The organism is Pseudomonas izuensis (assembly GCF_009861505.1).
Lineage (GTDB): Bacteria > Pseudomonadota > Gammaproteobacteria > Pseudomonadales > Pseudomonadaceae > Aquipseudomonas > Aquipseudomonas izuensis.
This window is the reverse complement of record NZ_WTFT01000047.1, coordinates 1-13,234: the sequence shown is the minus strand read 5'-3', so window position 1 is coordinate 13,234 and position 13,234 is coordinate 1. Positions and strand designations below refer to the sequence as shown.

At 61.4% G+C, this 13,234-nt stretch carries 10 protein-coding genes and 2 pseudogenes; 5 read left to right on the top strand and 7 right to left on the bottom strand.

Annotation, left to right across the window (positions count from 1 at the left end):
* Nucleotides 1-17: 17 nt before the first annotated feature.
* The 4 genes from GPL81_RS28180 (at nt 18) to GPL81_RS28165 (ending at nt 5,428) form a co-directional block, all read left to right on the top strand.
* A complete protein-coding gene (locus GPL81_RS28180; protein WP_160109376.1) occupies nt 18-1,628 on the top strand; it encodes a BCCT family transporter in 1,611 nt (536 codons plus the stop codon).
* 142 nt (nt 1,629-1,770) lie between these two features.
* A complete protein-coding gene (locus tag GPL81_RS28175) occupies nt 1,771-2,889 on the top strand; it encodes an aromatic ring-hydroxylating oxygenase subunit alpha (protein WP_096512242.1) in 1,119 nt (372 codons plus the stop codon).
* A gap of 54 nt (nt 2,890-2,943) precedes the next feature.
* A complete protein-coding gene (locus GPL81_RS28170) occupies nt 2,944-4,392 on the top strand; it encodes an NAD-dependent succinate-semialdehyde dehydrogenase (RefSeq protein WP_160109375.1) in 1,449 nt (482 codons plus the stop codon).
* Nucleotides 4,393-4,456: 64 nt separating this feature from the next.
* On the top strand, nt 4,457-5,428 hold the full coding sequence (locus GPL81_RS28165) for a PDR/VanB family oxidoreductase (protein ID WP_160109374.1): 972 nt from the start codon (nt 4,457-4,459) through the stop codon (nt 5,426-5,428).
* A 36-nt stretch (nt 5,429-5,464) separates the two neighbouring features.
* Here the strand turns inward: GPL81_RS28165 and GPL81_RS31615 are convergent.
* Nucleotides 5,465-5,545: pseudogene (locus tag GPL81_RS31615) on the bottom strand (outer membrane lipoprotein carrier protein LolA); the annotation flags it as partial.
* 333 nt (nt 5,546-5,878) lie between these two features.
* Here GPL81_RS31615 and GPL81_RS28160 point away from each other — a divergent pair.
* Nucleotides 5,879-6,964, top strand: coding sequence for a helix-turn-helix domain-containing protein (locus GPL81_RS28160; RefSeq protein WP_160109373.1), 1,086 nt, complete (start codon nt 5,879-5,881; stop codon nt 6,962-6,964).
* Nucleotides 6,965-7,002: 38 nt separating this feature from the next.
* On the opposite strand, the gene GPL81_RS28155 is transcribed toward GPL81_RS28160, so the two are convergent.
* The 6 genes and pseudogenes from GPL81_RS28155 to GPL81_RS31260 form a co-directional block, all read right to left on the bottom strand.
* Nucleotides 7,003-8,166: an alpha-hydroxy acid oxidase gene (locus GPL81_RS28155; RefSeq protein WP_160109372.1), complete on the bottom strand. Its 1,164-nt coding sequence runs from the start codon at nt 8,164-8,166 to the stop codon at nt 7,003-7,005.
* Nucleotides 8,166-9,725, bottom strand: coding sequence for an acetolactate synthase large subunit (locus GPL81_RS28150; protein ID WP_218585667.1), 1,560 nt, complete (start codon nt 9,723-9,725; stop codon nt 8,166-8,168). The genes GPL81_RS28155 and GPL81_RS28150 overlap by 1 nt, the downstream gene beginning before the upstream one ends.
* Complete coding sequence (locus GPL81_RS28145) at nt 9,722-11,068, bottom strand: MFS transporter (protein ID WP_160109371.1); 1,347 nt, start codon at nt 11,066-11,068, stop codon at nt 9,722-9,724. Before GPL81_RS28145 ends, GPL81_RS28150 begins: the two co-directional genes overlap by 4 nt.
* A 333-nt stretch (nt 11,069-11,401) precedes the next feature.
* Nucleotides 11,402-11,642, bottom strand: a pseudogene (locus GPL81_RS28140) (catalase/peroxidase HPI); the annotation flags it as partial.
* 108 nt (nt 11,643-11,750) lie between these two features.
* Complete coding sequence (locus GPL81_RS28135; RefSeq protein WP_160109370.1) at nt 11,751-12,968, bottom strand: hypothetical protein; 1,218 nt, start codon at nt 12,966-12,968, stop codon at nt 11,751-11,753.
* 43 nt (nt 12,969-13,011) lie between these two features.
* A partial coding sequence (locus GPL81_RS31260) for a hypothetical protein (RefSeq protein WP_218585666.1) occupies nt 13,012-13,234 on the bottom strand: 223 nt, incomplete at its 5' end.

The following is a 13,234-nucleotide window of genomic DNA, read 5'->3' as shown; positions in this document are numbered from 1 at the left end:
GTCCCAGGAGACGCCTGATGTCCCACAAGAATAAAAAGGTCGATGTGTTCCTGATCACCATGAGCTTGATTGCGGTACTGCTCACGGTAGTCGGACTCGCGGCATTCCCCTCCGAAGCGGAGAAAGCAGCGAACCAGTTGTTCGAATTTTCCACCCGTACTTTCGGCACCGCCGTGCAAATGCTGATCTTCGGCAGCTCGCTGGCCGTGCTCTACATCGCCTTCAGCAAATACGGCAACATCCGCCTCGGCAGCGGCAAGCCGGAATACTCCACCGCCACGTGGGTGTTCATGTTCATCTGCGCCGGCATGGGTTCCTCCACCCTCTACTGGGGTGTGATGGAGTGGGCCTACTACTATCAGACGCCGGGCCTGAACATCGCCGCGCAATCCCGTGAAGCGCTGGAATACAGCGTCAGTTACTCGTTCTTCCACTGGGGCATCAGCGCGTGGTCGATCTACGCCCTGGCGTCGCTGGCGATGGCGTATCACTTCCATGTGCGCAAAAAGAGCGGCCTCAACCTGGCCTCCATCATCGAAGCGGTCACTGGCTTCAAGGCCACAGGTCCGGTCGGGCGCATCGTCGACCTGATCTTCCTGCTGACCATGATGGGTGCGTTGACCGTGTCCCTGGCGCTGACCGCGTCGACCCTGACCCGTGGCCTGTCCGGCCTGATCGGGATTCCGGACACCTTCACCCTGCAAGTGACCGTGATCGGCCTGATCGCCGTGCTGTTCTCCCTCAGCTCCTACATCGGCATCGACGGTGGCCTGCAGAAGCTCAGCAAGATCGTCTGCTACGGCGCGCTGCTGTTCGCGGCTGTGGTGCTGCTGGTCGGTCCAACCCAGTTCGCCATCAACAACACCGCCAATGGCATTGGCCTGATGATCCAGAACTACGTGCACATGAGCCTGTTCACCGACCCGGCCGGCGATGGTGAATTCACCCGCAACTGGACCGTGTTCTACTGGCTCTGGTGGGTGTCCTACGCGCCAGGCGTGGCCATGTTCGTGACCCGGGTTTCCCGCGGCCGGCAGATCAAGGAAGTGGTGTTCGCCCTGTTGATGGGCGGTAGCGTCGGCTGCTGGTTCTTCTTCGGCGCGCTGGAAAGCTTCAGCATGCACCAGTTCATCACCGGCGCCATCGACGTGCCGAAAATCCTCACCGAGCAAGGCGGTGAAAGCGCGGTGCAAGCACTGATCATGTCGCTGCCAGTGGGCAAGGTGTTTCTCGCCGTTTACCTGTTCATCATGGCGGTGTTCTGCGCCTCGCACATGGACGCTGCGGCCTACGCCGTGGCGGCGACCAGTACCCGCAACCTGAAGGAAGGCGATGACCCATCGCCAACCCATCGCCTGTTCTGGTGCATCACGCTGACCCTGGTGCCACTGGCCATGCTGTTCGCCAAGGCATCGCTCTCGACCATGAAGACCGCTGTCGTGCTGACCGCCATCCCGTTCACCCTGATCCTGCTGGTCAAGGTCTACGGCTTCTTCAAGTGGATGCTGCAGGACTACGGCCACGTGCCGGCGCACCGCATCGAAGAGGAAGCCGCCGCCATGGCTGCGCAACAACCGGTGGCCAAGCCTGCGGCAATCCACGGCGCTGAGCCGGTGGCCGTGGCCTGATGATCCTGGGGTCGCGCCGTCTGCCCGAAGACAGCGCGACCGACAGGCTTTTTTTTGCCTGTCTTGTTAACCATCGGGTTGCAGTTAACTGATAACTAAAGTCCTGCGTTCAGCGCAGGTCATTGAGAGCCTGGAGACACCCATGACTGATTTCGAACGTTTGCCCGCTGATTTCTGCAGCGATCCTGCGCGCGCTTTCACCATTCCTGCCAACTTCTACACCAGTGCGTCAGTCTTCGAACACGAGAAGGAAAAGATCTTCGCCAAGAGCTGGATCTGCCTGGGGCACCGCAGCGAAGTCGCGGAAAACAATGCCTACATCACCCGCGAAGTGATCGGTGAAAGCATCATCGTGATCCGTGGCCGCGACAGCGTACTGCGCGCGTTCTACAACGTGTGCCCGCACCGTGGCCACCAATTGCTCGAAGGCAGCGGCAAGGCCAAGAACGTGATTGCCTGCCCGTACCACGCCTGGACCTTCAAGCTGGACGGCGAACTGACCCACGTGCGCAACTGCGACCAGGTCGAAGCCTTCGACAAAGGCGACTTCAGCCTGGTGCAACTGCGCGTCGAGGAATACGCCGGCTTCATCTTCGTCAACATGGACCCTGACGCCGGTAGCGTCGAAGACCAGTTGCCGGGCCTTGAAGCCCGTATGCGCAGCGCCTGCGGTGTCATCGATGACCTGCAACTGGCGGCACGTTTTGTCAGCGACACCCCGGCCAACTGGAAGTCCATCGTCGACAACTACATGGAGTGCTACCACTGCGGTCCGGCGCACCCAAGCTTTGCCGACTCGGTGGACGTCGGTCAGTACGTGCACACCATGCACGGCAATTGGTCTTTGCAGTACGGCATCGCCAAGTCGTCCGAGCAATCGTTCCAGGTCGACGAATCGGTCACCGATCCGTCCTTCGCCGGCTTCTGGGCCTGGCCGTGCACCATGTTCAACGTGCCGCCGGGCGCCAACTTCATGACCGTGATCTACGAGTTCCCGGTCGACGCCGAGACCACCCTGCAGCACTACGACATCTACTTCCTCAACAAGGACATCACCGAGGAACAGCAGAAGTTGATCGACTGGTACCGCGAAGTATTCCGTCCGGAAGACCTGCGCCTGGTAGAGAGCGTGCAGAAGGGCCTCAAGTCCCGCGGCTATCGCGGCCAGGGCCGGATCATGGTGGACAAGGAGCGCAGCGGTATCAGCGAGCACGGCATCGCGCACTTCCACAACCTGATCGCCGTGTCCCACCTCGACTGATAAAGCACGCGCCGCAGGCCCCAGGGGCCTGCGGCCGTTCGCGGAGTACCTTGCGTGAAACTCAATGATTGCAACCTGTTCCGCCAGCAGGCCTACATAAACGGCCGCTGGTGCGACGCCGACAACGACCGCAGCGTGGACGTTCACGACCCGGCCAATGGCGAACACCTGGGCCATGTGCCGTTGATGGGCGGTGCCGAAGCGGTGCGCGCCATCGAAGCCGCCGACGCCGCGCTGGAAGGCTGGCGGGCCAAAACCGCCAAGGAACGCGCGCAGATCCTGCGCCGCTGGTTCGAGTTGTTGCTCGAACACGAACAAGACCTGGCGCAACTGATGACGTTCGAGCAGGGCAAGCCGCTGCACGAAGCCTTGGGTGAAATTCGTTACGCGGCGTCGTTCATCGAGTGGTTCGCCGAGGAAGGCAAGCGCATCTACGGTGATGTGATTCCGAGCCCGGCGGCGGACAAGCGCCTGCTGGTGATCAAGCAGGGTATCGGCGTTTGTGCGGCCATTACCCCGTGGAACTTCCCCGCCGCGATGATCACCCGCAAAGCCGCGCCGGCCCTGGCCGCCGGTTGCACACTGGTGATCAAACCGGCCAACGAGACGCCATTTTCCGCCCTGGCGCTGGTCGAACTGGCCGAGCGCGCCGGCGTGCCGGCAGGCGTGATCAACGTGGTCACCGGCGATGCGCCGGCCATTGGCGCCCAACTCACCGGCCATCCACTGGTGCGCAAGCTCAGCTTCACCGGGTCTACACCGGTCGGCCGCCTGCTGATGGGCCAATGTGCCGAGACCATCAAGAAGGTGTCCCTGGAATTGGGCGGCAACGCGCCGTTCATTGTTTTCGAGGACGCCGACATCGAAGCAGCGGTGGAAGGCGCGCTGGTCGCCAAGTACCGCAACGCCGGGCAAACCTGCGTCTGTGTCAATCGCTTCTATGTGCATGACGCCGTTTACCAGCGTTTCACCGCTCGCTTTGTCGAGCGTGTACGCGAGCTCGACGTCGGCCATGGCTCGGCACAGGGCACGCAAATCGGCCCGCTGATTACCGACAAGGCCGTGGCCAAGGTGCAGGGCCTGATCGATGACGCCACCGCCAAAGGCGCCGAACTGCTGCTGGGCGGCAAGCCCCATGCGCTGGGCGGCAACTTCTTCGAGCCGACCGTGCTCGGCGGCATCCGTCCAGGCATGGACCTGCTGCAGGACGAAATCTTCGGACCGGTCGCCGCGCTGGTGCGCTTCTCGTCCGATGACGAAGTGATCGAACTGGCCAACGACACCCTCTACGGGCTGGCGGCGTATTTCTACAGCCGCGACATCGCGCGCGTGTTCAAGGTCGCCGAGCGTCTGGAGTACGGCATGGTGGGCGTCAACACCGGGCTGATCTCCAACGAGGTCGCACCGTTCGGTGGCATCAAGCAGTCCGGCCTGGGGCGCGAAGGCTCCAAATACGGCATCGAGGACTATCTGGAAATCAAATACCTCTGCCTGGCGGTCTGAGCCCGGCGAGGTTTTACCGGGGCGGCGCGGCCGCTGCCGCCCCGTGTTGCAGTTGAGGTGAATCATGGCCAACACATACGAAATGTTCAGCGTGCGGGTGTCCGCCGTGGAGCAGGCAACACCACAGATCAAGCGTTTTACCCTCGCACGCGAGGATGGCCAGCCGATGCCGGCGTTCACCGGCGGCAGCCATGTGATCGTGCAGATGAAGGGCGCCCAGGGGCAGGTATTCAGCAATGCCTACTCGCTGATGAGTGATCCGCGAGACCTGAGTCACTATCAGGTCGGCGTGCGCCTGGAAGAGCAGTCCAAGGGCGGCTCTGCCTTCATGCACCAGCAAGTGGAAGTCGGCAGCGTGCTGACCATTTCCACCCCGAACAATCTGTTTGCGCTCGATCCAACGGCCGGTCGCCACGTGCTGATCGCCGGTGGCATCGGGATTACGCCGTTCCTGTCCCAGCTCCATGAACTGCAAGGCCAAACCGTACCTTATGAATTGCACTACGCGTTCCGCAGCCCGGAACATGGTGCGTTTCAAGGCGAGCTGGCCGATGGTCCGCATGGGCAAAACGTCAGCTTCTACATTGACAGCCTTGAGCGTCGCCTGGACCTCGCCGCGCTGTTTGCCGGCCTGGCCGATGACGCCCACGTCTACGTCTGCGGCCCGAAACCGCTGATCGACGCGGTCATCGAAGGCGCGAAAAAAGCCGGCATTGCCGACGCACGCGTGCACTTCGAACAGTTCGCTGCCGCACCGGTCAGCGGTGGCGCCTTCACCCTGGTGCTGGGCCGTTCCGGTCGCGAACTGCGGGTGGAAGAGGGCATGACCATCATTCAGGCCATCGAAAACGTCAAGGCTGCCCAGGTTGACTGCCTGTGCCGCGAAGGCGTCTGCGGAACCTGCGAGACCGCCATCCTCGAAGGCGAGGTGGAGCATTTCGACCAGTACCTGTCCGACGAAGAAAAGGCCTCCCAGCAGACCCTGATGCTCTGCGTCTCCCGGGCACGGGGCGAGCGTCTGGTGATCGATCTCTGAGTGTCGTGGGCGCGGGCTTACTGGCTGAACGCGCCTTACTGTAGGAGCGAGCCTGCTCGCGAAAAACCTGAGATCGCCGCGGGGAATCAGGCAATCCACGTCATCGTTGACCACCATCGCGAGCAGGCTCGCTCCTACAGGGTTTGCTCTGGCCGCCAGAGATCCTTGTAGGAGCGAGCCCGCTCGCGAAAAACCCGAGATCACCGCGGGGAATCAGGCAGCCCGTGTCATCGTTGACGACCATCGCGAGCAAGCTCGCTCCTACGGGGTTTGATCTGGCCGCCAGGGATCCCTGTAGGAGCGAGCCCGCTCGCGAAAAGCCTGAGATCGCCGCGGGGAATCAGGCATCCCGCGTCATCGTTAGCGACCATCGCGAGCAGGCTCGCTCCTACAGGGAACGGTTGACTCCTGTGTATACTGCTGTCCCCGGCACCCCGCACAGGACCGAACATGACGGAAAACAGCTTCGCCTTCCGCCTGAAGGAATTGCTCGAACTCAACAAGCTGACGCTGCAAGTCGTGGGCACAGCGCTGGGTATCTCGCGCACGTCGGTACACAAGTGGACCCGTGGGGGTGAGATCGATTACGACAACCTGCGCAAGCTGGCGGATTTCCTCAAGGTCAACTGGATCTGGTTGCGTTACGGCGAAGAAGCCCTGCGCGATGTGCAGGGCGCCGCAACTGTCGAATTGCCGATGACTGACCTGCGCCGCCGTTACACCACACAGATCATGGAAAGCGAAGAACGCATGAAGCTGGCCCAGGAAGGCGCACGCATCGTCACCTGGGAGTGGAACCTGATCAGCGACGAGCTGACGTATTCACCCAACGTCGAAGCGGTGTATGGCTGGCCGGTCCATTCCAACGAGGAATTCTGGCGCCACCTGCCGCCGGAAGATGTCGCCGCGATGCAGGCCATGTACCAACGCGCCATCAACGAGGGCAGCGGCTGTGAATTCGACTTCCGGATCTTCCAGCCCGATGGCGAGATGCGCTGGATTTCCTCGCGGGCAACAGCGGTCAGGGACGCGGTCGGGCGAACGGTGAAGATCGTCGGCATCAGCATGGACAACACCCCGCGCATGATCATCGAGGAAGAACTGCGCAACAGTGAAGAGCGCTTCCGGGCCATCTTCGAGCTGACCTGGGGCGCCCTGGCCTACATCGGCCTGGATGGCGGCTGGCAACGGGTCAACGGCAGCCTCTGCGAATTGCTGGGTTACAGTGCCGATGAGTTGTACGGCATGACCTTCCAGGCACTCACCCATCCTGACGACCTGCCGAACAATCTCCAATTGCTGGACCAGCTTCTGGCCGGCCACATCGAGCGCTACGTGGTTGAAAAGCGCCTGCGCCGTCGCGATGGCAGCTACCTTTGGGTTCGGGCGCGCACCTCGCTGCAACGCCAGCCTCAGAGCGGCTTGCCCGACCACCTGATCAGCGTCTTCGAAGACATCAGCGCCGAATGCGTCGAACGTGAACGCCTGCAGGCACGCATCGTGGAATTGGAAGCACGATTGACCGAGCGCGCCTGACACAAGGCCGGCGCGCATTTCGAGTCTTCCTGGATGGGTTAACCGAAGGTGCCGGGCAACAGGATACCGCTGTCGACCTTTTGCACATCCGTAACGCCGCAGAATGCCATGGTCAGGTCCAGTTCCTTGCGGATGATCTCCAGGCACTGGCTGACGCCTGCCTCGCCCATTGCCCCCAGACCGTACAGGAAGGCGCGGCCGAGGTAGACCCCCTTGGCGCCCAGCGCCAGAGCCTTGATCACGTCCTGCCCGGAGCGGATGCCGCCGTCCATGTGCACTTCGACCTGCTCACCGACCGCTTCGACGATGGCGGGCAAGGCCGCGATCGAGGAGGGCGCGCCATCGAGCTGACGACCACCATGGTTGGACACGATCACCGCGTCGGCTCCGTGTTGCACGGCCAGGCGTGCATCTTCTGCATCGAGGATGCCCTTGATGATCAACGTGCCGCCCCATTGTTGCTTGATCCATTCGATGTCGGCCCAGCACAGGGTCGGGTCGAACTGTCGGGCGGCCCAGTGCGCCAGGCTGGCCGTGTCGCTGACGCCGCTGGCATGGCCAAGAATGTTGCCGAGGTTGCGCCGCGACGTGCCGAGCATGCCGTGGCACCAGCGGGGCTTGGTCATCATGTTCAGGAGGTTGGGCAAGGTGAGCCGGGGAGGGGCCGAGAGGCCGTTGCGGATGTCCTTGTGGCGTTGCCCCGGTACTTGCAGGTCGAGGGTCAGCACCAGCGCCGAACAGCGCGCAAACCTGGCACGCTCGATGAGCTGACGGATGAAACCGCGGTCGCGCATCACATAGAGCTGGAACCAGAAGGGTTGGCGGGTGTGGGCGGCGATGTCTTCGATCGAGCAGATGCTCATGGTCGACAGCGTGAAAGGCACGCCGAACTTCTCGGCTGCCCTGGCCGCGAGAATCTCGCCGTCGGCGTGCTGCATGCCGGTGAGCCCGGTGGGTGCCAGGGCGACCGGCATGGCGACTTTCTGGCCGGCCATCATGGATTCAAGGGTTCGATTTTCCAGGTTGACCGCGACGCGCTGGCGAAACTTGATGCGTTCGAAATCATCGCTGTTGGCGCGATAGGTCGATTCGGTCCAGGAACCGGAATCGGCATAGTCGTAGAACATGCGCGGCACGCGCCGCTTGGCGAGCACGCGCAAGTCTTCGACAGAGGTAATGACGGGCGTCCCGGAACGGATCATCACGCAATCACCAACTCAATCAGGAAGGGGCCGGGTGTGCGATTAGCCTGGGCAAAAAATTCGTTGAACTGCTCCATGGTGTCGGCTCGTGCGGCCGCCACGCCCATGCCGTTGGCGAGCTGCACCCAATCCAGGTCCGGATTGCCAATATCGAGCATGTCCAGCGCGGTCTTGCCGGTGGTGGCGCCTACGCTCGCCAATTCGTGCTGGAGAATGGCGTACTTGCGGTTGGCCAGGACGACGATGGTGACGTCGAGCTTTTCCCGGGCCATCGACCACAGCGCCTGCACGGTGTACATGCCCGAGCCATCGGCTTGCAGCGCGACGACCCGCCGGTCCGGGGCGGCAATGGCGGCACCGAGGGCCATTGGCAGGCCGTCGCCAATGGCGCCGCCGGTGACCTGCAGCCAATCGTGCGGCGCGGCGTTGAGGGTGCCGGGATAGAAGGCGTGGCCGAAACTGACGCTTTCATCAACGACGATAGCGTTTTCCGGCAACAGCGCATTAAGGCTTTGCGCCACGGCCTGGGAGCTGATGACGCCGCTGCCGGGTTCAGGGTTGGCCGGCCGGGCGGCGGTCGATGTCAGTGGCGGCGCGTTCAGTTCGTCCGCCAGGCGCGCCAGCGCGTCGGCCAGGTCTTCTTCGGGGCGGGCCAGCACATGGACGACCGCATCGTCCGGATAAGGGCGCGGCGACTTGCCAGGGTAGGCGAAGAACGTCGCCGGTACCGACGTACCGACCAGAATCACGTTGGCGATGCCCGCCAGTTTGGCGCGGGCCATGTCGCCGAAGTAGGGCAGGCGTTCGACGGCAAGACGGCCACGGCCACGGGCCTCCCGCGGGTTCATGGTGGTCGATAGCAGGCGTGCATCGGTGGCGGCGGCGATGCGGTGGGCACTGCCCAGGGCATCCTGTTCCAGCGCGCGTCCGGCGAGCAGCAGCAAGGTCGGTTGCCCGCTGCGCAATACACGCGCCATCTGCGCCACCATGTCCGGCGCGACCTTGGGCGTCGGGATCGGCGCCAGCGGCTTGGCCACCTGGCCGCCCGCATCCCAGCAGACGTCCGACGGCAGGATCAGGCTGGCCACTCCGCCCGGTGCGGCACTGGCGGCCTGTATCGCGGTGGCGGCCGCCGTGCCGACCGAAGCGGCGGTGGTGGCGGTACGCGTCCACACCGAAACTGGCCGCGCCCAGCCTTCGGTGTCGGCGGTCAGCGGGGCGTCGAACGGGCGGTGGTAGGTGGCCTGGTCGCCGATGATATTGACCACCGGCGTGTTGGCGCGCTTGGCGTTGTGCAGGTTGGCCAGGCCGTTGGCCAGCCCGGGCCCGCAATGCAACAGGGTGGCGGCCGGCTTGCCTTTGATGCGGGCATAGCCATCGGCCGCACCGGTCACCACGCCTTCGAACAGGCAGAGCACGCAGTGCATCCCGGGAATGCGATCCAGGGCCGCGACAAAGTGCATCTCACTGGTGCCGGGGTTGGCGAAACAGGTGTCCACGCCGCCGTCGAGCAGGGTCTGCACCAGGCTCTCGGCGCCATTCATTGAAGTCTCGTTCATGCTTGTTCCTTGGTCGGTTTCTGATGGCGACGCTCATTGAGGCTGTGTGCGGGAATTCCGATCAGTAAGGCCATGGCACCCAGCACGAGTAAGGTGGCGATCACGTCAAACGCCAGGTAAAGGTCGCCGGTCGAGGTCTTGATTGCACCGACCATGGCCTGACTGGTGACACCGGCCAGGTTGCCAAGGCTGCTGATGATGGCGATCCCGCCAGCGGCGCCGGCTGCGTTGAGGAAGGCCGGTGGAATCGTCCAGAACAGTGGCACAGCGGACAAGGCCGCCGCCGCGCCCAGCGTCAGAAGCGCTATCGACAGCATGGCGTTGCCATGGGCAAAGCCGAGCAGGGCGAAACTGCCGGCGCTGACCAACATCGTCAGGCCGAGGTGCCAGCGTCGTTCCAGGTGGCGATCGGAGCTGCGGCCGAGCAAGTACATGCCTGCCATTGCGCTCAGGTAGGGCAGGCTGGTGACCATGCCGATGGTTTTCAGGTCAGTCAGGCCAAAGTCGCGAATCAACGTCGGCATCCAGTAGGACACGGTGTTCGAGCCGCTGTAGATGCAGAAGTACACCAGCCCGGCGATATACAGCCTGGGGTTACGCAGCACCTGGCTAAAACCGCCCTGGGTCTTGCCAGGCTCGGTTGCCAGCGCGGTGGCCAGCGTCTGTTTTTGTTCCGGACTGAGCCACTTGGCTTGCCCCGGTGTGTCTGTCAGCCAGAACCAGCCGAACAGGCCAAGCACGATGGCCGGGATACCCGTGAGAACGAAGAGCATCTGCCAGTCGTGCAGCCCCAACCAGCCGTGGAGATGGGTCATGATCGCACCGGCCAGGGGGCCGCAAATAATGCCGGCGACGACGCCCGACATCATGAACGCCGCCGTAATGCGGCCACGCAAAGCAGCAGGAAACCAGTAAGTCAGGTACAGGATCACACCGGGAAAGAAACCGGCCTCCGCCATGCCGAGCAGGAAGCGTGCAGCGATGAGCTGGTTGGCCGTCGTGACGAACGCAGTCGCTACGGTGACCGCACCCCACAGCACCATGATGCGGGTGAGCGTGGCCCGGGCACCGACGCGCTGCATGTACAGATTGCTGGGTACTTCAAAGAGGATATAGCCGAAATAAAAGATCCCGACGCCGATACCATAAGCCGCATCGGTCAACAGGATATCTTCGGCCATGCGCAGTTTGGCGAAGGAAATATTGATGCGGTCGATGGCGTTGATGATGAACGCGACCAGTAGAAAGGGCATCAAGCGCCAGATGATCTTGCGATAGAGACTCGCCAGATCGACGCCAGGACGAACCCCGGCGAGCGGCAAGCTTTGTTCGAGTTGATTCATGGAATGATCCCTGCGCGAGTACGCGACTTGTGGTCGTCGCTCTTGCGTGCAACCGTGTGCACACCCCGCATGGATACTGCCCCGCGCTTGGTCGTTCCTCACCCTCTCCAAACGGGGGGGGCGGAGGAAAGGGCGGTGTTTGTGTTTTCGTGGGCTTGCTGTCGGCGAGTCGGGTGCTGGATCGAATAGATCCCTTGTAGGAGCTGTCGAGTGAAACGAGGCTGCGATCTTTTGATTTTCGGGCGTCCCAAGAAGATCAAGATCAAAAGATCGCAGCCTTCGGCAGCTCCTACGGGGGGCGTCAGGTCCGAGCCATTGGTCTTGCCTGCTATTTCACTTCAGATCAAAACGATCCAGGTTCATCACCTTGGTCCCACGCCGCCACAAAGTCCTTCACGAATTTCTCTTTGTTATCAGAGCTGGCATAGAACTGCGCCAGGTCCACGCGGGTGGCGGTCCATTTTGGCTGGCCGGTCTTGCGGTCGCGACCTTCGAATTCTTCATTGGCCTGTGAAACGGGTTTCCATTCCACGCCCGTGTCCAGCAGGTTGGTGAAGAAGTCGTTGGTCAATGCTCTCTCTACTGGTTGCCAACGTCCGGGGCAGGTCGATAGCAATCTTACTCGAGAGGCGGAAAACGGCCAGGGGGGCAGTCACTCAGCGTCTACAAAACCAGAGGCGATTCATTCCGCAGTAACCATTTCAAACAGGAACTGATCAGCGCGCTTCCCGGTTTCTAGGAGTGGGGCTGAAAGCTCAACTAGAAGTAAATTGCTGTGAGTTGAGAAGAACTCACTGGCGATATCGTCCAAGTCGCCGCCGGCAGCTTGAACATGCAAATCGATGAGGGATCGACGGGTCGACAGCAAGATCATCGGCCCCCTACCATCGCGAGAGTGGATGTCCAGTGCCCACTTCCCTTTCGCCTGACTGTTGAGCTTGTCGCACAACGCTATCAGGTAGCTACGGGCCTCTTGCCGGATTTCCTGATTGAACCACAAGCCAATACCGACGGAGAGATCCGGGATTCCATCGGTGAAAGGTGCAATGTACTCGTAAACTTTTCCTGCAAGGGTGCCACTCCACAAAATGAGTTGAGCGTCATGACATTTGGATCCGTCATTGGTGAGTGTCAAGCCACAAAAAGTTGGCCAGATGAAGTCTCCACCACTCCCCCCACGAGGAGTTCGAAGTTGCTCCAGACTCCTCCCCTGAAACTCGATTCTAAGGCAGTTATCCGCAACTCTACCCAGCCCTGTCAGCCCTTGCGTGAGTCTTTGATAAGCGGGGTAGGCGGTAATATCCGCCAGATCGATACGGGTTCCGTTCATACCGTTGTCTCCAAGGAATTTTGTCAATTGTTTAGTGAGGTAATTCAATGCGCTGGTGGACGAGCTATGGTCCGTAAAAGCGCGTAAGTACTTTTCAACAGCACGCCAGTACAGAGTCTGATGGGTCCAGTCTGATGGAGGCAAAGTGGAGTGTGTAATCAGAACAAGGCCGCCAAACGTCTCTTTCCGACTTCTCCGGTATTTCTGGTACATGGACAGTTGATCGACTCGCCCCAGCTCATCTTGGTATTGGGTAAATCCCGCTGCGATTTTGCTCTCGATGATTAGAAAAAAATTAGAGCATCGTCCAATCAGGTCCGGGCGTTTACCCTCGGCCCCGTGGTCGCCTGGGCCGATGACGTGCTGAGTTTCCCAGACAATTGAATTGAGATTACTCAATTCGCCGAGTTGGGCCGGTGGCAGTTTGAAGAGGTCGTTCAGCACCTCTGCTACTCGACCAGCAAGCGTCACTTCGCGTAGCCACTCGGCAAAGAGCTCGGTGAGAAAGTCCTCAAGGGGTGTCCGAACTTCGCTCTGTCGGAACGCGAACAAACGGTCGAAAAAACTCATACCTTTCCTTGGCAGTTGGGGGCAAGCGGAGATTCTGGCACAGTCAGATGCTCATAAGCTGGCTAAATACCGTTGCGGCCTTTGGAAACGCGCCCATGTTGATCGCCCCCAAAAAACCGACTTCCAAGAGCAAAAACTGGAGATAGACAGAGCGTCTGCTTTTGGCCGATAACTGCAGGTGGGGAAGGGCCGTTATCAACCCATAGCGGTCGTTTATGAAAGTCTGCTTCTGGTGTAAATTCGCCGGGCAATGGGGGGGGGCGGGC

Coding starts and splice junctions, on each gene's coding strand:
- GPL81_RS28180 (WP_160109376.1), top strand. CDS start 18: ATGTCCCACAAGAATAAAAAGGTCGATGTGTTCCTGATCACCATGAGC.
- GPL81_RS28175 (WP_096512242.1), top strand. CDS start 1,771: ATGACTGATTTCGAACGTTTGCCCGCTGATTTCTGCAGCGATCCTGCG.
- GPL81_RS28165 (WP_160109374.1), top strand. CDS start 4,457: ATGGCCAACACATACGAAATGTTCAGCGTGCGGGTGTCCGCCGTGGAG.
- GPL81_RS28160 (WP_160109373.1), top strand. CDS start 5,879: ATGACGGAAAACAGCTTCGCCTTCCGCCTGAAGGAATTGCTCGAACTC.
- GPL81_RS28155 (WP_160109372.1), bottom strand. CDS start 8,166: ATGATCCGTTCCGGGACGCCCGTCATTACCTCTGTCGAAGACTTGCGC.
- GPL81_RS28150 (WP_218585667.1), bottom strand. CDS start 9,725: ATGAACGAGACTTCAATGAATGGCGCCGAGAGCCTGGTGCAGACCCTG.
- GPL81_RS28145 (WP_160109371.1), bottom strand. CDS start 11,068: ATGAATCAACTCGAACAAAGCTTGCCGCTCGCCGGGGTTCGTCCTGGC.
- GPL81_RS28135 (WP_160109370.1), bottom strand. CDS start 12,968: ATGAGTTTTTTCGACCGTTTGTTCGCGTTCCGACAGAGCGAAGTTCGG.